Here is a 26,374-nt window from a genome sequence, read left to right on the forward strand (position 1 = left end):
ATTTGACTAGCAAAGTTTAATAGTCTTTACTTTTATTTGTAAACTTTTTCTATAAGCTTTAATACTAATGATTTCAGAACTTTTCTTTCTGTTTAGTTTTAAAACTTTAGCTTTCATTGTAGAACTAGAAACCGTCTCTTGTTTGATCCCGTTAGTTTCTAATGTTTTTTCGATGACAGTTTCTATAGTATCGTTATTTTTGATATCTTCATTAACTTCCTGTCCTATTGAAAGGAAAGGTAATAATGTAAAAGCTAAAATTGTTAATACTTTTTTCATAATCGCTGAGTAATTTTACTATTAAACTCATGTCAAAGAAACACAACCTTACAGTAGATGATTAATATATTAGTTGAAAACGGCTGATTACTAGTTGAGATGAAAGTGTTCGTAAAAAGCATCGATGAAATACACGAAAATGGCTGGAAGGCCAATAAAAACGTTCAGGATTAAATGACAGATTATTCAGATAACAGGTATTCAAAACTTTTTGATAAGCAAAAGTCGCAACAATTAGCCATTGGTAGAACGACCTATAAGGAACGCATCAAAAAATTGAAAGCTTTACAAACGGCTTTAGAGAATACTTATCAGCAAGCTTTACGGGATGCCTTATTTAAAGACTTTAAAAAACCACAATTAGAAGTTGATCTTTCTGAGATTTATCCTGTGGTAGATGAAATTAAGTTTGTGAGTAAACATTTGAAATCTTGGCTCGGTAAACAAAAAGTAGATACTCCAATAACTTTGCTGGGAAGTACGTCATGGATTAAAAATGAATCTAAAGGTGTTTGTTTGATCATTTCGCCATGGAATTATCCAATCAATCTCACATTCGGTCCTTTAGTGTCTGCAATTGCAGCAGGTAACACCGTTATTTTGAAACCTAGTGAGATGACACCGCACACGTCTAAAGTAATGTGCGATATCGTTAATGATCTGTTTGAAGAACATGAAGTGGCACTTATAGAAGGTGAAGTTGAGGTATCAACTGAGTTACTCAAGCTTCCATTTAATCATATATTTTTTACAGGTTCGCCACAAGTTGGCAAGATTGTTATGAAGGCAGCGTCAGAGCATTTGACTTCCGTAACCTTAGAATTGGGAGGTAAGTCTCCAGTTATTATCGATGATTCCTCAAATCTTGATAAAGCGGTTAAGAAAATTGTCTTTGGAAAGTTCTTAAACGTAGGACAAACATGTATTGCTCCAGATTATGTATTCATTAACGAATCGCTAAAATCAGCGTTTATTGAAAGCTTTAAAAAGCACCTTAAAATTTTTTTTACTGAAAATCCTTCGCATTCAGATTCCTACGGAAGGATTGTGAATCAAAAACATTTTGAGCGATTAAAAGGGTATTTGGAAGACGCTATCTCTAGAAACGCAACCATTGCTATTGGCGGAGCTTCCGAAGAAAAAGAAAATTATATAGAACCTACAGTAGTATTTGATCTTCCCGAAGACAGTGAACTGATGCAATATGAAATATTTGGACCAATTCTTCCAGTGAAAACATACACCTCTATGTCTGAAGTGCTAGAGTATATCAACTCAAAAGAAAAACCTTTGGCGCTTTATATTTTTAGTAAAAACAAAAAACGTATCAATGACATTATTAATAATACGAGGGCAGGAGGTACTTGTATTAATCATAATCTACTTCAATTTCAAAACCATAACTTACCTTTTGGAGGTTCTAATAATAGCGGTATTGGAAAGTCTCACGGCTATTTTGGATTCTTGGAATTTACCAATCAACGCTCGGTTCTAAAACAGCATACTCTTGGAGCTATTGATTTATTAACACCTCCTTATACTGACTTTAAGCAGAAGTTGGTAGATGTAACTATGAAGTGGTTTTAAGCTTTATTAAAATAATCAGAATGTATGTTTTCATTAACCTTATTTTGATACTTCATGTATGTAAACCCTTCATGGATACAATATGATCCAGTTTCCCCAGCTTTGTTTATGGCTATGTAAGCGATTTGAAAATCTTTATAGCGATCGTTTTTACTCGTAATACGACTCACAGCCTCTTCACAGGCTTTCTGAGGAGACATGCCATTTCGCATTAATTCTACAATTAGAAAACTCCCTACAGTTTTTAGAACTTCTTCACCCATACCTGTAGCTACAGCACCTCCAACGGTATTGTCTATAAATAAACCAGAACCAATAATTGGAGAATCTCCAACACGACCTTTCATTTTGTACGAGAGTCCAGAAGTGGTGCAAGCACCAGCAATATCACCATCTTTGTCCATGCAAAGCATGCCAATGGTATCGTGGTTTTCAATATTAATTAAGGGTTTGTACTCAGGAGATTTTAACCATTCTTCCCATGCTTTTTTAGAGTCTTCGGTTAAAAGATTCTCTTTTTTAAATCCTTGTATATATGCAAATTCTTCAGCGCCTTTTGCAGCTAAAATAACATGAGGTGTCTCTGTCATAACACGTTTTGCCAGTTCAGCAACATTGGTGATATTCTCCACGCATAACACAGAGCCACAATCTCCATTGCTATCCATAACGCAAGCATCAAGAGTCACGTTTCCTTGTCTATCAGGAGCGCCTCCTTTGCCTACTGTCGTATTTTTTAAGTTTTCCTCTTCAACTTCTACTCCTGAAATGGCAGCGTCTAGTGCTTTAACTCCTTTATTCAGTTCTTCACCAGATTTAGCAGTAGCGCCAGCAAAAGCCCATGTGCAAATGGCAATAGGTAGTTTATTTTCAATAGTCATCATAGATTCTTTTTTTGTTTTTTCTGAAGTCTCTTCCATACAACTCAAAACCGAACCTCCAACAGCTAGTCCAACACTAGTAATCGATGCGTTTTTAATAAATTGTCTTCTTTTCATATGTATTGTCCACCAAAGTGGATACCTGTTAGTTTTTGCCTCCAGAAAAATGGAAGTCTGTGTTAATACGTAACACCTTGTTTATCTAAAACAGTCTTTGTTCTAAAAGCATAAAATAATAAATACCCAAAACAAGCAACTGCCATCCAGTACGAGGATTGAATACTAAATACATCTGCCAATTTTCCTTGTAATGGCGGAATAATCGCGCCACCTAGAATCATCATGACTAAAAATGCTGACCCTTGAGATGTGTATTTGCCTAAACCGGCAATACTTAAAGTGAAAATACAAGGCCACATTATAGAGCAGAATAATCCGCCAGATAGGAAGGCAAATAAGGCTACATTTCCAGTTGTAAATAGACCTACTAACATAGCTAAAACACCTAAGAAAGCAAATATTTTTAATGTCTTTACCGGGTTATCCTTAGCTAAAAAGAAACCGCCAATTTGAACAGCCACACAAATACCGAAAAACAATATTTCATTTGTAGAAAATGTTTTTCCAGCTATGCCATTAAGTAATAGAACAACTCCAAAAGCAACATAAGGCACAAGGATAAGTAACCATTTTTTTAAACCTTTACTTGGATTAAAAACGGTAATGGCACCAACCCAACGACCAATCATCAATCCGCCCCAATATAAGGAGATAAACGGTGCAATTCCGGCATCGTTAAGCACAGGCAATCCCAACGGATTTAAATTTGCGGCTTTATCTGCAACTTGCTTTAATAGTTCACCTAAATTACTCCCTATGGTGACCTCTACACCAACGTAGGTGAATATAGCCAACATCCCTAAAACCAATTGTGGATATTTCATGGCTCCCCAACCTTCTGCTTTTTTAGACGCACTAGTATTAGCTATAACTATTGTCGATACTACTGCAAGTAATGCGATAAACAATAATATTAATCGGGTTTTTTCTAGACTATCGGTGGCAACTGCATCTCCAGAATAGGTGCTAAAAATGTAACCAAAGCATCCTAAAATAACAACAGTTAAAATAATCAATAAATTCCGTGCTTTATTAGCGGGTTCAAAAACCGTTTCAGATTTTAATGCTGGTAATTTTTTAGAGAAATGGAATAAAGCTGCAGCTAATAAAAATAACACACCAACACCCAAATACAAGAATTGTACAGTGCTTAGCGTGATTTCATTGTTTTTAATCATTCTCACTAATTCCTCCGGACTAACAGAAGATGTTCCAAAAATGACTAATGCGACTACAATGGGTCCAATGGTAGTTCCTAAAGAATTAACACCTCCAGCTAAGTTTAAACGGTGTGAACCAGTTTCTGGGTCACCAAGTGCAATAGCAAAAGGGTTTGCTGTAGTTTGCTGTAATGAAAAACCTAAACCAACAATAAATAAGGCGACTAATACAAAGTAGAACACATTAGTGTCTCCTTGTACTGCTCCAGCTGTTGCAGGATACATTATAAAAGCACCAACAGCCGACAAGAGTAAGCCATATATGATACCTTTTTTGTAGCCCCAAGAATTAATTATATCCTTTTTAATAGAACTTGATATGATAAAAAGTGACAGTGCGCCAATAAAATAAGCACCATAAAATGCAAATTCTACGAGCTGAGATTGAAATTGATCTATTTCAAAGTAGGTTTTACAAAATGGGATAAATACACTATTGGAGGCTGCTATAAATCCCCAGAAAAAGAAGACCGTCACTAAAGTTGTTAATGCCGATTTGTTGTTTTGATTTGCCATGTGTTAGTTAGTTATCCAATTATTAAGTTCCTTCTAAGGGATATTTGGTATTAGTGTCTAAATATAGTATAATCCTCTATTTGATTGATATTTCATCTGCAAAAATCCAGCTTCTGCCATCGTGAGGGTATCCTAAATGCCATTTAGGTAATTCGCCCATTTTTTTAGCTACAATTTTGACGTAGCGATAACTCCCTGGAGGAATACTAAAAGAGGTCGTATTAAGAAGTACATTTGCGTTTTTAAATGCTGCGTCTATGCTGATGGTTTTAATAGACGTAAATGTTTTGCCATCCTTTGAAACGAGACATTCTACTTGGGTTGGATAAAAAATCCAAGCCCCTTGATCTTGTAAAAAATTAATCCCAACAGTACTAATGGGCTTCATACTTCCTAAATCAACCGTTGCAACAACATCTTCATCCCAATACCCTTGCCAAGTTCCAGTTCTATAATCTTGTGTACCCATAATACCATCTATCAACGCATCGTCGCCTCCAGCATTGTATTGGTTGGCGTATTTTGTATCTAATGTTATGGAGAGGTTTGGATCTATTTTATAGAATTTAGTGTCTACGGTTGGGCTTGTATTCCCATCATTATCTGCAGCATATACTTTTAAGGTTATGGCTTCGGAAATTTTAAAAGGCACAGTATATAGCTTGAATTTTGAATCATTTAGACTGTAAAAAATTGCTGTTTCAGAGTTTACAATCCCAAGACTAACTTCAGTCTCTACTTTAAAAGCAACGTCTCCTTTTGCAATAAAAGGCACTGGAATAATGACATGGTCATTGATTTCTGTTAGGGGCTCTTGTCCGTCACGACTTCCCCAAATGGCAGGATTATCAGTCATTTTAAATTCTAATGTTCCACCAGCCATGAGATCTTCATGTGCTATAAATGATTGGTCTAAGGCTTTCCCGTTGAGGTACACATATTCTACATAAATGTTAGTATCGCTTAAGTTATTGGTAGCGATTGTAAATTGTTTTCCGCTTTCTAAATTAATTGTCGCTTTATCAAATAAAGGCGTTCCTATAATGTATTGATTACTTCCTGGAGTTACAGGATAGAAACCCATAGATGAGAATACGAACCATGCGCTCATTTGTCCGCAGTCTTCATTTCCGGAAATACCGTCAGGCTCGTTGGTATATAACTCCGTTAAAATTTGATGTACACGCTCCTGTGTTTTATGAGGTTTGTTAACGAAATTGTAGAGGTATGCCATGTGATGACTTGGTTCATTTCCGTGAGCATATTGTCCAATCAAACCCGTAATATCTACTTGTTGGCGACCAGAAGTTTGGTCTTCCGCAGTAAATAATTTATCTAATTGGGCTTCTAGTTGATCTTTTCCGCCGAGAAGAGTCATAAATCCAGAAACATCTTGAGGCACATAAAAACTGTATTGCCAGGAGTTGGCTTCTGTATAATTGAAATTCACTTCATAAGGATCAAAAGGTGCAAACCATGTATTTCTAAAACGTCCTCTCATAAATTTTGTTTCAGGATCGTAAATATTCTTATAGTACTGCGCTCTTTGGGTATATAATCTATAGTCGTCATCCTTTCCCATCGCTTTTGCCATTTGTGCAATCGTCCAATCGTCATAGGCATATTCTAAAGTTTTGGAAACGGATTCACTTTCTTCTTCCACAGGAATAAATCCAAACTCTTTATAAGACTCTAAACCCAATTTATCTCTCGTCGCTGAATGTTTCATGGCGCTGAGTGCTTTTTCTACGTCATAATCTCTTATGCCTTTCATGTAAGCATCTGAAATTACAGGAACCGCATGGTAGCCAATCATGCAGCCCGTATAATTAGCACTTAAATCCCAAATTGGCATGATGCCACCTTCATCATATTTTGCTAGAAATGTTTTGATAAAATCATTTGTTCTGTCTTGTTCAATAATAGTATACAACGGATGAGCAGCACGATACGTGTCCCACAGTGAGAACACCGTATAATATTCAAAATCTTTAGTTTCGGTTATTTCTAAGTCCATCCCACGATAACGGCCATCAACATCTTGATACAAATTAGGGGCTAACATGGTGTGATATAATGCCGTGTAGAAATTTGTTTTGTAATCGTCATTTGGCGATTCCACAACGATTTTGTTGAGTTGAGTTTCCCAAACGTTTTGTGCTTCTTTCTTGATTTGATCAAATGATTTGTTACCTATTTCTTCTTGTAAGTTTTTTGCTGCACCAGCGTCATCAACGGCAGAAATACCAATTTTAATATAAACTGGATTGTTGTTAGGGTTGTCAAATTCAATAGCTGCTTTTTTACTTTGGTATTTATAATTTTTAGAAATAGGAGTTCCATTTTCTTCGTAGGTGATATTTTTTATGGGTAGAGAAAATTGAATGGTATAAAATAAACGTTGGTCTGTTGCCCAAGCTTTAGAATGTCTAAAACCAGAAATAGTCGAGTCGTTGACTTTTTGAATCTTATACTCTAAAACCTGATCGCGATGTTCTAAATCTAAGATGAGGAACTGATTTTGTTCCGAAGGGAATTGATATTTATGAATTCCGCTACGCTTTGATACGGTCAATTCTACATCTATTTCTGTTGAATCTAAATATACTTTGTAATATCCAGGTTGCGCTATTTCATTGTCATGAGAAAAATGAGCACGATAGCCTGATTTACCAGCACTGCCATTATTGAAATGTATACTATTAGTTGGCATTAAAAGGATATCGCCATAGTCACTTACACCCGTTCCGCTCAAGTGTGTGTGTGAAAAGCCGTAGATATACGAATCACTATAATGATAACCAGAACAACCATCCCAACCATCGAGTCTTGTATCTGGGCTTAGTTGCATCATACCAAAAGGCATTGTTGCACCAGGATAGGTGTGACCATGTCCACCAGTTCCAATGAACGGATTCACATATTCAATAAGTGGTTTATCTTTTTTTGCAATTTCTATTGGTGGTTCTGTTGTGCAATTTGTTAGAATTAGAGCTGTTAAAACAATAGAAAAAATAGATCTCATAGAAGGGTATTTAAATCGAATGAAAAGATACTAATTCTTAACGTATCGTTAAAAATATTTTGAAAGGTTAATTTAGTTTTGGAATCGGTTACCTTTGAAAAAACTTCTTCATATGTTGCGTTGGATTATATTCATTTTAATCTATTGTATTTTTTCAGTTTACGGATATCAGGCTATTAAAACAGTGACTAAAGCGAGTTGGTTTCATTATTTGTTTATCATAGTGGCACTGGTTATTGCAGGAAATTTTATATATCAATTTTCTTTAGGATCAGAGGGTAGAGTTTTAAACCCAGCAAAGAGTTATGCTTTTGGATGTCTATTGGCTTTTATGTCTTTAAATCTTGTGATTGTTCCTATCTTACTTGGAGAAGATGTTATTAGAGCTTTTGTAGGGGTATACGATAAGTTCATAAGCAAAGAAGCGTTTAATATGTCTTCTAGGCGTAAATTCATTAGCCAAATAGCTTTAGGTTTGGCAGCTATTCCATTTACCTCATTGCTCTACGGGATGTATAAAGGAAAATACAAATTTAGAGTTTTAGAATATGTGCTTTATTTTGAAGACTTGCCAGAGGCGTTTGATGGCTACCGCATTACTCAGATAAGCGATATTCACTCTGGTAGTTTTGATAATTTTCAAAAGATTAAATATGGTGTGGACCTAGTAAATGAGCAAAAATCTGATGTGATTTTGTTTACAGGAGATTTGGTCAATAACAAAGCCTCTGAGATGATACCTTGGAAAGATCTCTTTGGCACTTTGAAGGCGAAAGATGGTGTGTTTTCTGTTTTAGGAAATCATGATTATGGTGACTATGTGGATTGGGATTCACCCGCTGCTAAAGAAAAAAACCTTGATGATCTCAAGCAGATTCAAAAGGAGATGGGCTATGATTTATTGCTCAATGAAAGTCGATTTATTGAAAGAGAAGGTCAACGTATTGCATTAGTTGGTGTTGAGAATTGGGGAAAAGGTGGATTCAAAAAATCTGGTGATCTAAGAAAGGCTAGTGAACATATAGATTTAAATGATTTTAAGATTTTAATGAGTCACGATCCTAGTCATTGGGAAGAGCAAGTTATTAATGATGACTATCATTACCATTTGACATTAAGTGGTCATACACATGGGATGCAATTTGGGATTGAAATTCCTGGTTGGATTAAGTGGAGTCCAGTAAAATGGCGTTATAAACATTGGGCAGGAATATATAAAGAACTAGGTCAATATATAAATGTCAATAGAGGTTTTGGGTTTTTGGCATATCCTGGACGTGTTGGGATTTGGCCTGAAGTCTCAGTCATTACACTTAAAAAAGGTACTAATGACGCATAATATTGTAGAAATGTTATATTTACTCTTTAATTGTTTATTTTTATGAATATTTAAGAGTGAACCTATTGATTTTTAGAACCTGAAGTATTATCTAAATTGTAAGTAGGTTTATATATACATGTCTGATTTAAAAGTTTAAATGTATGTCAAAATTTGGGGAACTTATAGATGTAGATATTCCTGTCTTGTTAGATTTCTTTACAGAATGGAATGAACAATCTACCGCAATGCATCCGGTAATGAGAGATGTAGCGGCAGCTCTTGGTGATAAAGCAAAAGTCATTAAAATTGACGTCGATAAAAACAAAGAATTAGCTGAGGCACTTCGTGTTAAGGGTCTGCCAACACTTATCATTTATAAGAATGGTGAGATGAAATGGCGTCATAGTGGAGAGCAAGATGCTAATACACTGATTGGTATCGTGCAAGAATATATCTAATATTTTTGAGAGAGAGATTTAAATACATATCCCTTTTTGCTAAAGGTGTCTAATACCTTTGGAAGCGCGTACATCATATTCTTTGATGCCTTTACACTATCGTGAAAAACGATAATACTTCCCGCTTTGCTTTTTGATATTACATTTTCTAAACATTTTTCTTCGGAAACATCGTGCTCCCAATCAAAAGACAATACATCCCACATAACGATTTGATAGCCTATCTTCATTAGTTTTTTACCTTGTTTAGGTGTGATTTGTCCATAAGGAGGACGGAAAAAAGTAACGTTTGAAGCCTTAAAGTTTTCTAAATTAGAATTAATGGTGGTTTGAGCCTCTATAGCGTCCTTCAAATAATCTTTAGTTTTTGTTTTCCAACCTTTGATGTGATTTTGGGTATGGTTGCCAATAGTATGACCTTCTTTAATGATGCTCTTAAAAATATTTGGATGCTTCTCAACATTATTTCCAATACAAAAGAAAGTGGCTTTTGCGTTGTAGTGCTTTAAGATGTCTAATGTCCATTTGGTGATTTCCGGAGTTGGACCATCATCAAAAGTTAAATACAACTCTTTATTAGTAGTTGCTATGTCCCAAACGTAATTTGAGAACATTTTTTTTGCAACTACTGGTGTTTTTACTGGAGCTATTTTCACAGTCTTCTTAGTCTTGAATACCTAGTATTTTGTCTATAGTATCTTTTGGGAAATCTCGTTCTTCTCTTACTGGAGGTTTTGAGTCCTCCTCATCTTCTCCAGTGAAGTGCTTGAAAAGTTTAAGATAATTATTAAACTTCTCTGTTTCTTGCATAGCAAAATCTGTGTCCTTATAAATAACGAGGATATCTACAAGGCTTCTATAGCGTTCAATATCTGTTACAATTTCATCTAAGTAACGCGTTTGGTTTTCTATTGTCAATCCACTCCAATAGGTTAAGTTTTCCTGATATTTTCTAGTCACATCAGTGTATACTTTTCTAGCTTTATCCTTTTTATCAATTTCATAGTAACCACTAATATAAGGTTCTAAAAGCGTGTAAAAACCAAACTTATCTACAGGCATTTTTTCCATAGCTAAATCAGCAATATTCTCTGCTTTATCTAGCTTGTCTTCGTTAATTAATTGTTCTAAAAGCCTAGCAAGATTACCTCTGTAAGTGATGCCGTTTTTACGAGTTTCAACATCGTGATAAATTTTATTGCTACCGCTATTTCCCCAATCCCAAGACATGACTTTATCATACATAAGCTCGGAGTCAACACGACCCATATCAAAAGGATTAGCTCTATCAATTTCTGTTTTTATCGGGACTAGTTTATAACACAATCCATCCAGTTGTAAATAATCTTTCATCCAGATATAATCGTCATCACTAAACGCTCCACCTGTAAAATAAATAGGACGTTTCCAATCATTATTAGCGATGATATCTAGCATTAGCAATCTGTTTTTATACAAGGCGCTTCCAGAAATAGTAATATCAATGTAAGGTTCTATTTTATCGGCATCTTTTTCTTTTACAATACCATATTTTAAGACATTGGCCTTATCGACAGGAACTCTGACATGAGAGGTTGGTAAATAGTTTGAGTTTTGTAATTGAATAGGATAGCCATTAGGATCTTCTCCTCTGCGTTGCATAGCATATTTAAGGCTGTATTTTGGATCATCATTAGATATGAAATCCATAAACTCTTTAATATCCATAGTATCTTTCGTAATCTCATATTTCATGATATAATCACGGGTTCCATACTTATATTGATCATGAGTTAATTGTGACGGGATAGGATCGCTTTCATAGGCTTTTCGCTTCATTTGATCGATATACCAATCGGTTTGAAATAAACTAGTATTAACGACACGAACGTCTGTTCTCACGCCTTCAATTTCTTGCAAATACCATAACGGGAATGTATCATTATCTCCAATAGTAAATAGTATGGCGTTTGGTGCACAAGATTCGAGATATTTTCGAGCCATAGCCTGTGCAGTATATTTTTCTGATCGGTCATGATCGTCCCAATTTTCGGCAGCTAAGATTCCAGGAACTAGGATTAAGCAGACTACAGTTATTGCAGGTGCTAAGAATTTGGAGTTGTAGAATTTCCGAAGTCTATCAAAAATAGCATAGACACCAAAACCAATCCATATCGCAAATACATAAAAGGAACCTACCACAGAGTAATCTCGTTCTCGAGGTTCAAAAGGTCTCACATTGGTATAGAATTGAATAGCTAGTCCTGTAAATAGAAAGAAAACAAGTAATACCCAAAAGCGTTTGGGGTCTCGTCCTAATAAGAATATAAACCCAATGATACCTAAAACTAATGGTAGCATATAATAGGTGTTTCTTGATTTATTATCTGCTACATCACTAGGGAGATTGTCCTGAGACATGCCTAATCGTGTTTCATCAATAAAGTCAATTCCGCTAATCCAATTACCGTGTAAATCATCATATTTACCTTGAATATCATCTTGTCGTCCAGAGAAATTCCACATAAAATAACGCCAATACATGTATCCTAATTGGTAATCTATCATATAGTAGAGATTGTCACCAATTGAGGGCTTTTCTATAATTAAAAAGTCTCTGCCAAATTGTTTTAAGAAATTATGATAGTCTTCATAATCGACTTTGCCTTGAGCGACTTCATTTTTAAATTCATTGACCAGTTGTCGAACTTGATTTTCCATTTGATAATCTGGGTGGATTCTAAAATCTAACAACCCCGTGAACATCATATAGTTTTCAGCATGCTCTGTGCTCCACATTCTAGGCAGAACAGCAGCATGTTTTGAGTTGTAGCGTTGTTCGGCGTTTTTCCAATCATTAACAATGACATACTCTCCTTTGTCATAATCTTTTTCATATTTAGGTTTAGCATCTTTATACGGATTGTTTTTATCTAAACCAGAATACTGATCTGTGAACAATGGGCCATAGAACAAGTGTGTTTCTGGATATTGCTCAAGATTATAGTAGGCTAATAATTCTCGTGCGCTTGACGGATTATTCTCATTTATAACCACATTAGCATTCGCACGAATTGGTAACATGACCCACGAGGAGAAACCAATAAAAATAAAAATTAAGCAAAGCGTTAAGGTGTTTGCATATTTGTATCCTTTATCACGTGTGTATTTTAATCCGAAATAGAACGCGGTAACTAATAGTATTCCAGTAATTATAGATCCAGAATTAAAAGGTAAGCCAATGGTGTTGACGAAGAAAATTTCCGAAGCACTAAAAAGTAAAAGGGCATTTGGAAGCAATAATTTAAATATGAATAGTAGTATGGCTGCTGCTGCGACATTAGCAATAATGAAATTAACTACAGTAATTTTTTTGTAATTTTTGAAATAATAGATAAGACCTAATGCTGGAATAGTTAATAATCCCATAAAGTGAACTCCAAATGATAATCCAATCACGAATGCTATTAGAATTAACCATCTGTGGCCTCTAGACTTGTGCATATCTTCTTCCCATCGCAATCCTAAATAGAATAAGATGGCCATAATTAAAGTGGCCATGGCATAAACTTCAGTTTCTACTGCATTAAACCAAAACGAATCTGTGAATGTGAATGCTAAACTTCCAACTAAGGCACTCCCTAGGATTGCAATATATTGGTTTTTTGATAAGCTTGCATAAGATGTATTTTTTGGGTCTTCTTGTTTTGGGTTTGCTACTCTGGCTAATTTTGTCAATAAAATAGTCATAGTCCAAAACATAAATAATATGGTAAATGCACTTGATACAGCACTCATCATATTTAACATGGCACCAATTTGAGCAGGTTCTAAGGCAAACATAGAAAAGAATGCTCCTAGCATTTGAAATAGAGGCGCTCCCGGTGGGTGACCTACCTGTAATTTTGATGAGGTGAGGATATATTCTCCTGCATCCCAAAAGCTAACTGTAGGCTCTATAGTTAGTCCGAAGGTTATTAACGCTACGGTAAAAGCAAACCATCCTAAAATGGTATTCCATTTCTTGAAGTTGAAATGTGTCATAAAACAAGTCTTTTTGATGCGAGCGAAATTAACAATAAATATCAAAAGCACTACTCATTTTAAGTAAACGTTACCATTTTTTGATTTTTTATAAAAAATTGTTTGTACAAATGAAACTTTGTATTAAATTTGCACCCTCGTTAAGATATTGGCCTATGGTGTAACTGGAAACACATTGGTTTTTGGTACCAAAGAGTCTAGGTTCGATCCCTAGTGGGCCAACTGAAAACGGAAAAGTCCTTACTATTTAAGTAAGGGCTTTTTTTTATTCGAAATCTCAACAATTATATTTTAAAAGTAATCACGGGTCTATTGGCGTGATTTACAAGATCTTCACTAATGCTACCATTGAGGAAATGCGCAATACCTTGTCTGCCATGAGTACTAATCCCAATAAGATCTGCATCAATATGTTTGGAGAAGTTAAGAACGCCTTTTTCTACAGATTCGTCATTATAGATATTTAAAGTGAAGTTTTGAAAGCTGCAATCACTTATAAATTCATTAATTCTATCATTAGCTTTTTTGGTTGTTGTAAAATTACTAGCAGTATTTACCATTAGTAAATGCAATTTAGCATCAAAAGTAGTGGCAAACTCTGTGGCCTGACGATAGGTTTCTTTATTGTCATTTTTAAAATCTGAGGCAAAAACAATGTCATCGATACTGAAATTATCATGCTCATTTTTAATTACAAGAACAGGAACATCAGAATGTCTAACTGCTTTTTCTGCATTAGAACCTATAAACATTTCTTTAATACCATTTGATCCGTGAGAACCCATTATAATCATGGTGATGCCATGTTCTTTGCAGATTTCTGAAATGCCATTAAATGAGCCATCAGGTTTAACAATTTCATGAACGGTAAGACCGTCTAAATAGCTGCTATTCATAATGTCTTCAAATTTTTGATGAGCCATCTTCATAAAAAACATAACTTCAGGCACATCTGTATAGGTGCTTACAGCATCAATTTCTTGCATTGGGATTTCTAACATATGCAATAAATAAATCTCGCTATTGTGTTTTTTTGCTATTTGTGCAGCAACTTTTAAAGCATTTTCTGCTTCTGTAGAAAAATCGGTAGGAACTAATATTTTTTTCATCTTGGTGAGCTGATTATAATTATATAAATTTAAGAATAAAAAACGAGACTTGATCACTTGTGAAAATCAATAAAAATATTGTATATTTGCAGCGTTGTTTGAAGAAAAAAGAATAATGAGCGGACGGAAAGTCCGCTCTTTTTATACTAAAAATGTTCAGAGATACTGTAAAAAATTTATTAGACGAAGGATTAAACCAACGAGAAGACCTGTTTTTAATCAGTTTTGATGTATTGCCAGACGATACAATAAAAATTATTATTGATGGAGACAACGGAGTTCTAGTTGAAGATTGTATCTTTATCAGTCGCGCCATTGAAAACAATTTGGATAGAGAAGAGCAAGATTTTTCTCTAGAAGTGCTGTCTTCTGGGGCTACAGAGCCTTTAGTAAATATAAGACAGTATAAAAAAAATATTGGTAGAACACTAAGTGTGAAAACCAAAGAAAATGAAACGATAGAAGGAGTATTAACTCAGGCAAACGAGGATACTATTCTTTTAGAGTGGAAATCAAGAGAGCCTAAGCCCGTTGGTAAAGGTAAAGTAACAGTAAAAAAGCAAGTTGAAATGGCGTACGATGCTATTTTAAAAGCTCAAGTGGTAATAAAATTTTAATTCATAATTATGGAAAATATTGCGTTAATTGACTCGTTTTCAGAATTTAAGGACGATAAATTAATTGATCGTGTAACGCTAATGGCCATCTTGGAAGATGTATTGAGAAATGCGTTGAAGAAAAAATATGGTGATGACGATAATTTTGATATTATTATAAATCCAGATAAAGGAGATTTAGAGATTTGGAGAAATAGGATTGTAGTTGCAGATGACGAAGTTGAGGAACCAAATCAAGAAATTGCACTTTCTGAAGCTCAAAAAATTGAACCAGATTTTGAAGTTGGTGAAGATGTAGCAGAAGAGGTGAAGCTTATAGATTTAGGGCGTCGTTCAATTTTAGCATTACGTCAAAACTTGATTTCTAAAATTCACGAACACGATAATACAAATATATATAAGCAGTTTAAGGAACTTGAAGGAGAGATTTATTCTGCTGAAGTTCATCATATTCGACATAGAGCCATTATTCTATTAGATGATGAGGGTAATGAAATCATCCTTCCAAAGGATAAGCAAATACCATCAGACTTTTTTAGAAAGGGAGAGAATGTAAGAGGTATTATTGAAAGCGTTGAATTAAAAGGAAATAAGCCTGCTATTATAATGTCTAGAACCTCACCAGCGTTTTTAGAGAAATTGTTTGAACAAGAAATTCCTGAAGTATTTGATGGTTTGATTACCATTAAACACGTGGTAAGAATACCTGGTGAAAAAGCAAAAGTAGCGGTAGATTCTTACGATGATAGAATTGACCCTGTTGGTGCTTGTGTAGGTATGAAAGGATCAAGAATTCACGGGATTGTTCGTGAGTTAGGTAACGAGAATATTGACGTTATAAATTATACCACTAACCTACAACTATTTATTACAAGAGCACTAAGTCCTGCTAGAGTTACCTCTGTTAAAATAGATGAGGAAAATAAACGTGCTGAGGTGCTTTTAAAACCTGAAGAGGTTTCTAAGGCCATTGGTAGAGGAGGTCACAATATTAGATTAGCTGGTAAATTAACTGGTTATGAAATAGATGTATTTAGAGAAGGCGCAGAGGAAGATGTAGAATTATCAGAATTCTCAGATGAAATCGAAGGATGGGTGATTGCAGAATTTAGTAAAGCAGGTTTAGATACTGCGAAAAGTATCTTAGAACAAGACGTTGTTGATCTTGTAAAAAGGACTGATTTAGAAGAAGAAACGATTATTGATGTTATAAGAATTCTGAAAGAAGAATTCGAAGATTAATGCCAGGTAGCCGGAGTTAGGTGGTTTTGGTAGAATAGATTTTTAAGTTATATTACAAACAATTTATGGCTCAAGTTAGATTAAATAAAGTACTAAGGGAATTGAATATATCTATAGATCGCGCTGTTGATTTTTTAGAATCAAAAGGTGTTGAAATAGAGAAAAGCCCTAATACAAAAATATCAGAAGAGGTTTATGGAATCCTTTCAGGTGAATTCCAAACTGATGCTAATAAAAAAGTAGCTTCTTTAGAGGTTAGCGAAGCAAAGCTAAAGGAAAAGGAGGAGTTACGTGAGCAGCGTGAGCGTGAGTTGGAAGAAAAAGCTGTTAGAGAAGCTAAGAGTCGCGAGGTTGTTAAAGCTAGAGCAGAGCTTAGTGGTCCTAAACAAGTTGGTAAAATAGACTTAAATAAGGATAAAACATCTCAAATGGAAGTCCCTAAAGTTGACGCTCCTAAACAAGAAGCACCTAAAACTGATGCTCCTAAGGCGGATGTTTCAAAAGAGGAAACTCCTAAAGAAACTTCTAAGAAAGAGTCTCTAAAAGCAGACTCTCCTGTAGTAGAGGCTTCAAAAGTAGAAACTTCAAAAGAAGAAACTTCAAAAGAAATTATAAAAGATGCGTCTCCAGTTGTAGAGAAAACAACTGAAAAAGAAGAAATACCTGTAAAAAAGGATTTCAAAAAAGCGACTCCACCAAAAGCTATTGAGAAAATTGATAATAAGGTAGTTGCAGAGCCAGCAGCACCAGAGAGTCCCGCTGAAGAAACTTTAAAAACACAATACAAGAAACTTTCGGGGCCTAAGATTGCAGGTGAAAAAATTGATTTATCTCAGTTTAAAAAGCCTAAAAAGAAAGAAGATAAAAAAGCGTCTGATACAGATAAAAAGAAGAGACGAAGAATAAGTAAAGGACCGTCAACTACTTCTACTACTGGTGATAGATCTAATAACAGAGGTCCTAATCAGAGAGGTGGTTACAAGGGTAAAATTCAACCTGGTAAAAGAACGATTTCTGTTAAAGCCGAGCCCAGTGCAGAAGATGTACAAAAACAAGTACGTGAAACTTTAGAGAAACTTCAAGGAAAATCTAGTAAAGGAAAAGGTGCTAAATACAGAAGAGAAAAAAGAGAACAACACAGGGAGCAGTCAGAAATTGATCAACAAATTGAGGCCGCTGAAAGCAAAATTCTTAAAGTTACAGAGTTTGTAACGTCTACAGAGGTTGCTACGATGATGAATGTTCCGGTAACTGAAATTATATCAGCATGTATGTCTCTGGGTATGATGGTGACAATGAATCAACGTTTAGATGCTGAAACTTTATCTGTTGTTGCAGAAGAGTTTGGTTATAAGGTAGATTTTGTTACCGCAGATACAGAAGAAGCAAAAGAAATAGTTCAAGATAATCCAGAAGATTTGGAGCCTCGTGCCCCAATTATTACAGTAATGGGTCATGTAGATCATGGTAAAACTTCATTATTAGATTACATACGTAAAGAAAACGTAATCGCAGGAGAATCTGGTGGAATTACTCAGCACATTGGTGCTTACGGAGTGACATTAGATAACGGTCAAAAAATAGCGTTCCTTGATACACCAGGTCACGAAGCTTTTACAGCGATGCGTGCTCGTGGTGCTCAAGTAACAGATTTAGCTATTATCGTAGTTGCTGCAGATGATTCTATAATGCCACAAACTAAAGAAGCTATTGCTCATGCTCAAGCAGCAGGAGTTCCAATTATTTTTGCAATAAATAAGATTGATAAAGTTGGTGCCAACCCCGAAAAAGTAAAAGAAGGATTAGCACAAATGAATTTATTAGTTGAAGATTGGGGTGGGAAAATTCAGTCTCATGATATCTCGGCTAAAAATGGTACAGGGGTCAAAGAGCTTTTAGAAAAAGTGTTATTAGAAGCTGAATTATTAGACCTCAAAGCAAACCCAAATAAGCGAGCTAGCGGAACTGTCGTAGAGGCATTCTTGGATAAAGGTCGTGGTTATGTATCAACTATTTTGGTGCAAGGCGGAACTTTAAAAGTTGGAGATTATGTTCTAGCTGGCAAAAACAGTGGAAAAGTTAAAGCCATGCATGATGAACGTGGACATGAGGTGAAAGCTGCTGGACCATCAATTCCTGTGTCTATATTAGGATTGGATGGAGCGCCTCAAGCTGGAGATAAATTTAATGTATATGAGGATGAGCGTGAAGCAAAACAAATTGCAACCAAACGTATGCAGTTGCAACGTGAGCAGGATGTTCGTACAACAAAAACATTAACTCTTGCAGAAATTGGTCGTCGTATTGCTTTAGGTACATTTAAAGAATTAAACATTATTATTAAAGGAGATGTAGATGGTTCTGTTGAAGCATTAACAGATTCTTTCCAGAAATTATCTACTGAAGAAATACAAGTTAATATTATACATAAAGGTGTTGGTGCCATCACAGAAAGTGATGTGTTATTGGCTACAGCGTCAGATGCTATTATTATTGGGTTTAACGTAAGGCCAATGGGTAATGCACGTCAAATCGCTGATAAGGAAGAAATCGATATTCGTATGTACTCCATCATCTATGATGCTATTAATGATCTTAAAGATGCAATGGAAGGTATGTTGTCTCCAGAAATTAAAGAGGAGATTACGGGTACTGCCGAGATTAGAGAATCATTCAAAATTTCTAAAATTGGTACGATTGCAGGTTGTATGGTTGTCAGTGGAAAAATATATAGAAGCTCTGGTATTCGTTTAATTAGAGATGGAGTTGTTATTCATACAGGAGAACTAACATCGTTAAAACGATTTAAGGATGATGTCAAGGAAGTAGCGAAAGGTTATGATTGTGGTATCCAATTAAAGAGTTATAACGATATTCAAATTGATGATGTTATAGAAGCCTTTCAAGAAGTAGAAGTTAAGAAGAAACTTAAAAGTAAATAGTGTTTCAATTGGTTCTGATTTTTTTCTTCGGAATTTTATCGAGATGTACACAAAAAAAATGCGACTCCATGGAGTCGCATTTTTTTGTTATGAAAAGTTAATCTAAAACAACTAATCCTCTTTTTTAGGCTCAAAAACCATGGCCTTAGAAAACTTCTTTTTGATTTCTAATAAAGCGATGTCGGCTTCTAAACGCGTGCTAAAATTCCCTACCCAGACTTTATAATTAGGAGTTTCATAGACCATTTCTGAAGGCCATTCGGCAAATGTGTTTTGAAATTTTATCTTCAGTGATTCTGCTTCAGATCGTGATCCAAAATCTAATTGAATTTTATATAAATCTACTGTTTTTACATCTTTTTTGTATTCTAATAGTTTGTTGATATCACTATGTTGTTCTATTGTAACAATGCCTTCTTGTGCACTGAGTTGAGTTGAAAACACTCCTAAAAGTAGGAACGACATAGATGTTTTTCTAATAATTAGTTTCATATAGTTTAAAAATTTAGTACAAAGAAAACGTTTTTTTTTATGAGTTGTTTTACTGAATCAAAATTTTAATATAATTGTACTCCGAAATGTTATTTAGAATCCTTATAAATTGGGAACTATCACTTCTGTAACATATAAAAAATGGAGTATAAGTATTAAATTTGCAAGAGATTTTACAATCGGATTTTCAAGAGTATTAATGAAAAAACCGTACCAAAGTTTAGAAGAAAATTCAACTAATAATATGAAACAAGTGATTTACCGACATTTAGCCTCAAAGATTCCTTACTTAGGATTGGTTATTTTACTTACGTTTTCTACGTCACTTAATGCTCAAGAGGGTAATCCTGACAAGGGGAAAACTATATTCAACGTTAACTGTGCTTCATGTCATGCTTTAGATAGAAAGATGACTGGGCCAATGCTGCGTAATGTTGAGACACGTTTAGCGGAAGAAGAAGGTTTGGACCGTGAGTGGTTAAACACATGGATTCGTAACAGTGCAGGAATGATTAAATCTGGAGATGCTTACGCAAACAAGATTTATAACGAATACAACGGGACAGCAATGACTGCATTCCCTCAATTGTCAGATCAAGATATTACCGATATTTTAGCTTATACTGCTCAGCCTGCAAAGGTAGTGGTTGTAGATCAGCCTGTTGGTGGTTCTGGTGGTGGAGAGGCTGCGGGAAGTGTTCCAAATAAATTGATTCTTGGTGCTTTAGCAATTTTATTCGCACTATTAGCTGGTGCTCTTGTTCTCGTAAGAAAAACATTAAATCGTTTTGCTGAAGAAAAAGGTATTGAAGCTGTTAAGAAGGATAAGAGATTACCAATTTGGAAGGCATTTGTTCAGAACCAATTTTTAGTGTTGGTCACCGTCATATTCTTTTTATTAGCAAGTGCATACTTTGTTTACGGTTATTTGTCACAAGTTGGAGTTGATCAGGGTTACATGCCAGTTCAGCCAATTCACTACTCGCATAGAATTCACGCAGGTGAAAGTGGTATTGATTGTAAGTACTGTCACTCTTCTGCAAGGGTTAGCAAGCACTCAGGTATTCCTTCGTTGAACATCTGTATGAATTGTCATAAGTCAATTTATCAGGTCGCAGAGAAAACACAGCAAGAAGGGATTAAGGAATATGGTGTTGATTACAATGCTGAAATTCAAAAGTTATACAAGGCTGTTGGATGGGATGAAGCTGAGCAATCGTATACGGGAGTAACCGAGCCAGTAAAATGGATTAGAATACATAATCTTCCTGATTTTGCTTATTTTAATCATTCGCAACACGTTACAGTAGCAGGTATAGATTGTCAAACATGTCATGGTCCTGTTGAGGAAATGGAAGTGATGTATCAGCATTCACCGTTAACTATGGGATGGTGTATTAACTGTCACCGAGAAACTAATGTTAATGTTGAGGGTAATGAGTACTATACAAAAATACACGACGAGTTATCTAAAAAATATGGTGTAGATAAATTGACGGCTGCTCAAATGGGCGGATTAGAATGTGGTAAGTGTCACTACTAAAAACAGTGCTTAGTAGTTTCCATGAAAATGGAAATCTCAAAAAGGGATTTAAAACGATAATAATAAATAAGAAGTAATTCAATTATATAATATGTCATCAAACAAGAAATACTGGAAAAGTGTTGAAGAGCTAAAAGTTAATAGCCCTATTGTTGAGACGCTTAAACAAAACGAATTTGTAAGTGATATCCCTACGAGTGAGTTTTTAGGAGATAAAGAGACTTTAGAGTCTTCATCTACTACGCGTCGTGACTTTTTAAAGTATGTTGGTTTTAGTACTGCAGCAGCGTCACTCGCCGCCTGTGAAGGACCAGTAATTAAATCAATTCCTTACGTTATTCAGCCAGAATCTATAATTCCTGGTGTTGCTAATTATTATGCAACTACAATCGCCAATGGTTTTGATTTTGCAAGTGTTTTAGTTAAAACACGTGAAGGGCGTCCTATCCAAATTAAAAACAATGACTTAGCAAAAACACACAACAGTGCCAATGCAAGAGTTAACGCTTCTGTTTTAGGTTTATATGATAGTATGAGAGTTAAAAGTGCCATGAAAGGTGGTCAAGAGATCTTATGGTCTGCTTTTGATTCTGAAACTAATCAGAAACTAACAGAATTAAAGACTGCTGGAAAAGAGATTGTGTTATTCACACAAACTTATGCTAGTCCGTCAACGTCAAGGTTGATTTCAGAATTTAAGTCTAAATATGAAAACGTACGTCACGTTGTTTATGATGCGGTTTCAGAATCTGCAGCTTTAGACGCTTTTGAAGGAAGTTACGGAACTCGTGGATTAGCGAGTTATGATTTCTCTAAAGCAATGACTATTGTTTCAGTTGGAGCAGATTTCTTAGGGGATTGGCAAGGTGGTGGATTTGATTCAGGATATGCTAAAGGACGTGTTCCTAGGAATGGAAAAATGTCAAGACATATTCAATTTGAATCAAATATGTCCTTATCTGGAGCTAATGCAGACAAACGTGTGCCATTAACGCCAAGTCAACAAAAGCAAGTATTATCCAAATTATATAGTTTAGTAGTGGGTGGTTCTGTTTCTACAGATTTACCAGAAAACATAAATAGAGCAGTTCAAAGTGCTGCTTCAGAATTAAAGAGAGCGGGAAGTAATGCGGTTTTGGTTACTGGAATTCAAGATGTCAATGCTCAAATTTTGGCATTTGCAATCAACGAAAAACTAAACAGTAAAGCTTTTGATACTTCCACGCCTATTTTAACAAGACAAGGTAATAATGCAGCCGTTACTAAATTGGTAGCAGATATGAAAGCTGGCAGCGTTGGTGGGATTATCATGAGTGGTGTCAATCCAATGTACACATTGCCAAATGCATCAGAATTTGCTGAAGGTCTTGCAAAAACAGAATTATCTATCGCTTTCTCTATGAAAGCTGATGAAACGGCTATAAATGCGCAGTACATTGCTGCTACACCTCATTACTTAGAGTCTTGGGGAGACGTAGAAATAAAGAAAGGACATTTCAGCTTAATGCAACCAACTATTCGTCCGTTGTTTGATACACGTCAATTCCAACAAGCACTATTAATTTGGACAGGAAGTGATCAAACGTATAGAGAATATATAAAGTCAGGGTGGTCTGGTGGTTCTTTCAATGAGGCATTGCAAGACGGTGTTTATGTGTCAGGAGTGCTTTCTAGTGCGCCAGATGGATCATCTACGATTACGACAGATTCAATTTCGGGTTCTGATTCAGCTATTGCTGGTTTATCAGAAAATGTTGAATCAACAATAGGTTCAGCAGGAAGTGCGGCAAGAAGTTTGGCGTCTTCTGCTAAGTCGGAAGGAATGGAGCTGTCATTATATACCAAAGTTGGTATGGGTGATGGTCAAGATGCTAATAACCCGTGGTTGCAAGAATTTCCAGATCCTATTACAAGAACATCTTGGGATAATTACTTAACGATTTCGGCTACTGATGCAAAAGGATTAGGATTAGAAAATAATCATGTCGCAACTGGAGCTTTAGATGGTAGTTATGCAGATGTGACTGTAAATGGAGTAACTGTTAAAAATGTACCTGTAATTATTCAACCAGGACAGGCTAAAGGAGCTATAGGTTTATCTTTAGGATACGGTAGAACTGCTGGCTTAAAAGAAGAAATGATGACTGGTGTTAACGCTTACCCGTTATACCAAAATTTTAATACATCTCAAAACGTTACTGTTAAGAAAGCAGCGGGAATACATGAATTTGCATGTGTACAGTTGCAGAATACGTTAATGGGTCGTGGAGATATTATAAAGGAAACAACTTTAGAAATTTTTAATACTAAAGATAGAACGGTCTGGAATAAAGTCCCAACAGTATCTTTAAATCATGAGGAAGTTGAAGTAACTTCTCCAGAAGTTGATTTATGGGATGAGTTTGATCGTTCAATTGGACATCACTTTAATTTGTCTATTGATTTAAATTCTTGTACAGGATGTGGAGCGTGTGTAATTGCATGTCACGCGGAAAATAATGTACCAGTCGTTGGTAAAGAAGAAATTAGACGTAGTCGTGATATGCACTGGTTACGTATTGATAGGTATTATTCTTCGGAAGATACGTTTGCTGAAGATGATACTAAAAAAGATGAGTTTTCTGGACTTTGGGGAGATAAAGGATCATTAAGTGGATTCGGAGAATTAGAAGATCCTGCTGATAATCCACAAGTCGCTTTCCAACCAGTAATGTGTCAGCATTGTAATCATGCGCCTTGTGAAACAGTTTGTCCTGTTGCCGCATCGTCACATGGTCGTCAAGGTCAAAATCACATGGCGTACAACCGTTGTGTAGGTACACGATACTGTGCAAACAACTGTCCTTATAAAGTACGTCGTTTCAACTGGTTCCTATATAATAAGAATGATGAGTTTGACTATCATATGAATGATGATTTAGGTCGTATGGTATTAAATCCAGATGTGACAGTACGTTCTCGTGGTGTGATGGAAAAATGTTCTATGTGTATTCAAATGACACAGAAAACAATTCTTGATGCAAAACGTGATGGTCGTGTTATCAAAGATGGTGAATTCCAAACAGCTTGTTCTTCTGCATGTAGTGGAGGTTCAATTAAATTTGGGGATATTAACGATACGGAAAGCGAAGTTGCAAAACTTATGGAAGATGACCGTATGTATCACTTGTTAGAAAGTGTTGGTACTAAGCCTAATGTGCAGTATCATACTAAAGTGAGAAATATTACAGAAGCATAGAAATTAATTAAGAAACAATTATAATAGATTATGGCGTCTCATTACGAAGCACCTATTAGAAGGCCCTTAGTTACAGGAGGAAAATCATATCACGATGTATCGGTTGATGTGGCTAGACCTGTTGAAGGAAAAGCAAACAAAGCTTGGTGGATTGTCTTTTCAATCGCACTTGTCGCATTCCTTTGGGGAATTGGGTGTATTATCTATACAGTATCAACAGGTATAGGTACCTGGGGATTAAACAAGACCGTAGGATGGGCTTGGGATATTACTAACTTTGTTTGGTGGGTTGGTATTGGCCACGCAGGGACATTAATCTCTGCTGTACTATTATTATTCCGTCAAAAATGGAGAATGGCAATTAACCGTTCTGCAGAAGCAATGACAATATTCTCAGTAATCCAAGCGGGTTTGTTTCCAATTATTCACATGGGTCGTCCTTGGTTGGCATATTGGGTATTGCCTATTCCGAATCAATTTGGTTCACTATGGGTAAATTTTAATTCACCATTACTTTGGGATGTATTTGCAATCTCTACCTATTTATCAGTATCATTAGTTTTCTGGTGGACTGGATTATTGCCTGATTTTGCAATGTTACGTGACCGTGCGGTTAAACCTTTTCAGAAGAAAATATATGCATTATTAAGTTTTGGATGGTCAGGGCGCGCTAAAGATTGGCAACGTTTTGAAGAAGTGTCTTTAGTCCTTGCAGGATTAGCTACACCATTAGTACTATCTGTACATACTATTGTATCATTTGATTTTGCAACCTCTGTAATTCCTGGTTGGCATACAACCATTTTCCCTCCTTATTTTGTTGCTGGTGCGGTATTCTCAGGTTTTGCTATGGTAAACACACTGCTTATTATCATGAGAAAAGTATGTAGCCTTGAAGATTATATTACTGTGCAACATATTGAATTAATGAATATTGTAATCATGATTACGGGTTCAATAGTTGGAGTGGCTTACATAACTGAATTATTTATTGCTTGGTATTCTGGTGTAGAGTACGAACAATACGCATTCTTAAACAGAGCAACAGGACCATATTGGTGGGCGTATTGGTCAATGATGACCTGTAATGTGTTTTCACCACAATTTATGTGGTTTAAGAAACTGAGAACGAGTATCATGTTTTCATTTGCAATTTCAATTGTTGTAAATATCGGAATGTGGTTTGAGCGTTTTGTAATAATCGTAACGTCATTACATAGAGATTATTTACCATCATCATGGACTATGTTTTCACCAACCTTTGTGGATATTGGAATTTTTATAGGGACCATTGGATTCTTTTTCGTGTTATTTTTGCTGTATGCCAGAACATTCCCTGTTATTGCGCAAGCGGAAGTTAAGACGATTTTAAAATCTTCAGGTGATCGATATAAAACAATAAGAGAACGAGGAGATAGTTTAGTAGGAACTGGTGCTGATAAAAGAACTTCAATGTTAAAAGTTGAAGAAGAGACTATTGTTATCAAGTCTAAACAAGATAAGACTGAAAAGTTAGATAACTTACTAAAAGGTGTTGGAACATTTGATGCTACGAGTGAAACCGCAGATGATTTAAAAGTGATCAATGGTATTGGTCCAAAAATGGAGGAGTTACTTAATAGTATTGGAATATTCACTTACGCTCAAGTAAGTAAAATGACAAAAGTAGAATATGACTTACTAGATCAAATCACAGAATCCTTCCCTGGAAGAGCAGAGCGTGACGATTGGTCTGGACAAGCTAAAAAATTAATAAACTAA

17 protein-coding genes and 1 tRNA gene are annotated in these 26,374 nt (G+C 35.5%); 10 read left to right on the plus strand and 8 right to left on the minus strand.

Annotated elements, in window-relative coordinates; genetic code table 11:
• Positions 1-6: 6 nt before the first annotated feature.
• The gene (locus H593_RS0106455; RefSeq protein ID WP_028871697.1) at positions 7-279 is read right to left on the minus strand and encodes a hypothetical protein; all 273 of its coding nucleotides are present in this window, start codon (positions 277-279) and stop codon (positions 7-9) included.
• A gap of 174 nt (positions 280-453) precedes the next feature.
• Between H593_RS0106455 and H593_RS0106460 the strand changes: the two genes are divergently transcribed.
• Positions 454-1,866: an aldehyde dehydrogenase family protein gene (locus tag H593_RS0106460; RefSeq protein WP_028871698.1), complete on the plus strand. Its 1,413-nt coding sequence runs from the start codon at positions 454-456 to the stop codon at positions 1,864-1,866.
• On the opposite strand, the gene H593_RS0106465 is transcribed toward H593_RS0106460, so the two are convergent.
• The 3 genes from H593_RS0106465 to H593_RS0106475 all read right to left on the minus strand — a co-directional run bounded on the left by H593_RS0106465 (position 1,863) and on the right by H593_RS0106475 (position 7,628).
• Complete coding sequence (locus H593_RS0106465; protein WP_028871699.1) at positions 1,863-2,864, minus strand: isoaspartyl peptidase/L-asparaginase family protein; 1,002 nt, start codon at positions 2,862-2,864, stop codon at positions 1,863-1,865. The two genes, H593_RS0106460 and H593_RS0106465, sit on opposite strands and share 4 nt — an antisense overlap.
• 62 nt (positions 2,865-2,926) lie before the next feature.
• On the minus strand, positions 2,927-4,603 hold the full coding sequence (locus H593_RS0106470; protein ID WP_028871700.1) for an MFS transporter: 1,677 nt from the start codon (positions 4,601-4,603) through the stop codon (positions 2,927-2,929).
• 76 nt (positions 4,604-4,679) lie between these two features.
• Positions 4,680-7,628, minus strand: coding sequence for a GH92 family glycosyl hydrolase (locus tag H593_RS0106475; protein WP_028871701.1), 2,949 nt, complete (start codon positions 7,626-7,628; stop codon positions 4,680-4,682).
• 112 nt (positions 7,629-7,740) lie between these two features.
• Here H593_RS0106475 and H593_RS0106480 point away from each other — a divergent pair, with 112 nt between their 5' ends.
• Together H593_RS0106480 and H593_RS0106485 are read left to right on the plus strand one after the other, a co-directional pair.
• On the plus strand, positions 7,741-8,967 hold the full coding sequence (locus H593_RS0106480) for a metallophosphoesterase (protein ID WP_028871702.1): 1,227 nt from the start codon (positions 7,741-7,743) through the stop codon (positions 8,965-8,967).
• Between the two features lie 143 nt (positions 8,968-9,110).
• Entirely contained in the window at positions 9,111-9,407 is a 297-nt protein-coding gene (locus tag H593_RS0106485; RefSeq protein ID WP_028871703.1) for a thioredoxin family protein, read from the plus strand.
• Here the strand turns inward: H593_RS0106485 and H593_RS0106490 are convergent.
• Positions 9,404-10,063, minus strand: a complete 660-nt coding sequence (locus H593_RS0106490) for a polysaccharide deacetylase family protein (RefSeq protein ID WP_028871704.1) — start codon at positions 10,061-10,063, stop codon at positions 9,404-9,406. The two genes, H593_RS0106485 and H593_RS0106490, sit on opposite strands and share 4 nt — an antisense overlap.
• A gap of 7 nt (positions 10,064-10,070) precedes the next feature.
• Positions 10,071-13,430: a glycosyltransferase family 117 protein gene (locus H593_RS18610; RefSeq protein ID WP_037051651.1), complete on the minus strand. Its 3,360-nt coding sequence runs from the start codon at positions 13,428-13,430 to the stop codon at positions 10,071-10,073.
• A 149-nt stretch (positions 13,431-13,579) separates the two neighbouring features.
• Here H593_RS18610 and H593_RS0106500 point away from each other — a divergent pair.
• Positions 13,580-13,652: transfer RNA gene (locus H593_RS0106500), tRNA-Gln, on the plus strand.
• A gap of 62 nt (positions 13,653-13,714) precedes the next feature.
• On the opposite strand, the gene H593_RS0106505 is transcribed toward H593_RS0106500, so the two are convergent.
• Complete coding sequence (locus tag H593_RS0106505; RefSeq protein WP_028871705.1) at positions 13,715-14,539, minus strand: universal stress protein; 825 nt, start codon at positions 14,537-14,539, stop codon at positions 13,715-13,717.
• Positions 14,540-14,691: 152 nt separating this feature from the next.
• Here H593_RS0106505 and rimP point away from each other — a divergent pair, with 152 nt between their 5' ends.
• The 3 genes from rimP (at position 14,692) to infB (ending at position 19,340) form a co-directional block, all read left to right on the plus strand.
• Positions 14,692-15,156, plus strand: a complete 465-nt coding sequence (gene rimP, locus H593_RS0106510; RefSeq protein ID WP_028871706.1) for a ribosome assembly cofactor RimP — start codon at positions 14,692-14,694, stop codon at positions 15,154-15,156.
• A 9-nt stretch (positions 15,157-15,165) separates the two neighbouring features.
• Entirely contained in the window at positions 15,166-16,398 is a 1,233-nt protein-coding gene (gene nusA, locus H593_RS0106515) for a transcription termination factor NusA (RefSeq protein WP_028871707.1), read from the plus strand.
• Between the two features lie 65 nt (positions 16,399-16,463).
• Positions 16,464-19,340 carry a translation initiation factor IF-2 gene (gene infB / locus H593_RS0106520; protein WP_028871708.1) on the plus strand — a complete coding sequence of 959 codons (2,877 nt, stop codon included), beginning with the start codon at positions 16,464-16,466 and terminating at the stop codon, positions 19,338-19,340.
• A gap of 111 nt (positions 19,341-19,451) precedes the next feature.
• Here infB and H593_RS0106525 read toward each other — a convergent pair whose 3' ends face one another.
• Positions 19,452-19,832: an SPOR domain-containing protein gene (locus tag H593_RS0106525; protein ID WP_028871709.1), complete on the minus strand. Its 381-nt coding sequence runs from the start codon at positions 19,830-19,832 to the stop codon at positions 19,452-19,454.
• A 244-nt stretch (positions 19,833-20,076) separates the two neighbouring features.
• Here H593_RS0106525 and H593_RS0106530 point away from each other — a divergent pair, with 244 nt between their 5' ends.
• The 3 genes from H593_RS0106530 (at position 20,077) to nrfD (ending at position 26,374) form a co-directional block, all read left to right on the plus strand.
• A complete protein-coding gene (locus H593_RS0106530; protein WP_028871710.1) occupies positions 20,077-21,375 on the plus strand; it encodes a c-type cytochrome in 1,299 nt (432 codons plus the stop codon).
• A 91-nt stretch (positions 21,376-21,466) separates the two neighbouring features.
• Positions 21,467-24,613, plus strand: coding sequence for a TAT-variant-translocated molybdopterin oxidoreductase (locus tag H593_RS0106535; protein WP_028871711.1), 3,147 nt, complete (start codon positions 21,467-21,469; stop codon positions 24,611-24,613).
• Between the two features lie 30 nt (positions 24,614-24,643).
• The gene (gene nrfD / locus H593_RS18615) at positions 24,644-26,374 is read left to right on the plus strand and encodes an NrfD/PsrC family molybdoenzyme membrane anchor subunit (RefSeq protein ID WP_084142282.1); all 1,731 of its coding nucleotides are present in this window, start codon (positions 24,644-24,646) and stop codon (positions 26,372-26,374) included.

It is taken from the genome of Psychroserpens burtonensis DSM 12212 (assembly GCF_000425305.1).
Lineage (GTDB): Bacteria > Bacteroidota > Bacteroidia > Flavobacteriales > Flavobacteriaceae > Psychroserpens > Psychroserpens burtonensis.